Annotated in this window: 2 protein-coding genes; both read left to right on the top strand. The window is 60.0% G+C overall.

Annotation, left to right across the window (positions count from 1 at the left end; all coding sequences use genetic code 11):
* Positions 1–1,336: S41 family peptidase (locus tag H5U08_RS17890; RefSeq protein WP_297036235.1), on the top strand; the 1,336-nt coding region annotated here is incomplete at its 5' end.
* A 36-nt stretch (positions 1,337–1,372) separates the two neighbouring features.
* On the top strand, positions 1,373–1,713 hold a 341-nt coding region (locus H5U08_RS17885; protein WP_297036232.1), incomplete at its 3' end, for a hypothetical protein.

Below are 1,713 nucleotides of genomic sequence, written 5' to 3'. Positions count from 1 at the left end.
GTATGCCCGAGTGGTCACCTACGCGCTGGAGCAGATCGAATTCAAGGCTTTGGAACCCAAGCCCGCCCGCAAACTTGCTGAGGCGGCGATCCGTGGCATGACGGAGATCCTCGACCCGTATTCCAGTTACATCAGCGAGGAAGATCTGCCCCGCTTTGCCGAGGAACTGGATCGGCAGTTTGGTGGTGTGGGCATCGAAATTTTTGTGGAGCCGAAAACCCGCAAGATCTGTGTGGCCAGTCCTCTGCCGAACACTCCGGCGCAGCGAGCGGGGATTCGGCCGGGCGATATCGTCCTCGCCATCAACGGGGAACCGACCGAGGGCTTATCCCTCGAGCAGGCCGCCAAAAAAATGCGCGGCGAACCAGGGACAGACGTCACTTTGACGATCCAAACACCCGGCGAAGAAAAGCCCCGCGATGTGAAACTCAAACGGGAGGTCATCAAGGCGGAGACCGTGCTGGGAGATTCCCGCAATCCGGATGGTTCGTGGAATTTCGTGCTCGAGGAACATCCCGACATCGGCTACGTCCGCCTCCCCACTTTCGCGGAAGATTCCGACAAAAGACTTCGCCAAATCCTCGAGCAACTCCGCAAGAAGAACATTCGGGGTCTCATTCTCGACCTGCGGGATGATCCCGGCGGCCGACTGGAAGTGGCCGTTGCCATCTGCGATATGTTCATCAAGTCGGGCGTCATTGTCACCACGCGGTATCGCGATGGTCGCATCAAGGCCCGATACACGGCGAGTGGTCGACCGGTCTGTCCCGACCTGCCGCTTGTTGTTCTCATCAATCGTTACAGCGCCAGCGCCAGCGAAATCGTGGCAGCCTGCCTGCAGGACCATCAGCGCGCCAAAGTGGTGGGGGAACGCTCATTTGGCAAGGGGACGGTGCAGGAACTCATCCAGTTGGAACCGGGCATGGGATTGCTCAAGCTGACCACCGCTGCCTACTGGCGGCCCAGCGGGAAAAATATCCATCGGATGGCGGGTGCCGACGAATCTCAGGAATGGGGCGTGAAACCTGATCCTGGTTGGGAAGTACCCCTGGAAAAAGAGGAACTGGAAACCCTCCTTCGCTACCGTGCGCTCCGCGATATCTACCTGCCGCCGGGATCGCCCAAGCCGGAAGGCTTCGACAACATCCCGGAGAATTTCCGCGATCGGCAACTCGACCGGGCAGTGGAATGTTTGCAGCAGGAGATCGAGGCGGCCTCCCGGAAAGAGCATCCCCAGGACCGCAGCGCCTCGACCACAGGCTCCCCTGGGTCTACAATCGCGGAGAAGCCCGGCCCTGAAAAAAGGACGAGTTGTCGCATCGCCTGCCCGGCCTGAAACGATCCCGCCAGTGGAATTGTGAAGAGGTGGACCATGAGCCATCCATCCAACGGATATTTTTCCCGCCCCCGTTGTCTCACCCAGATGAAACCCTGCCGGGGTGGTCCCGTTCCCACCTTCCGCCGTGCGCTTTGCCGCCTGAGTCCGTTACCCACGTGTGTGGCGATTGGAGCCTTTCTGCTCGCTCTTTGCCTGCATCAGGCCGGTTGGGCGGCGGACCAGCCACAATGGGGCCAGCGTTTCACCCGCAATATGATCTCCGAGGAAACCCATCTCCCTGACTCTTTCGACCCCGAAACCGGCAAGAACATCAAATGGAGCGTGGTCCTGGGCAGTAACACCTATTCGTCACCCGTCGTTGCGCAGGGACGCGT

It is taken from the genome of Thermogutta sp. (genome assembly GCF_014359955.1).
In the GTDB taxonomy this organism is placed as follows: domain Bacteria; phylum Planctomycetota; class Planctomycetia; order Pirellulales; family Thermoguttaceae; genus Thermogutta.
This window is presented reverse-complemented; position numbering and strand designations above follow the sequence as displayed.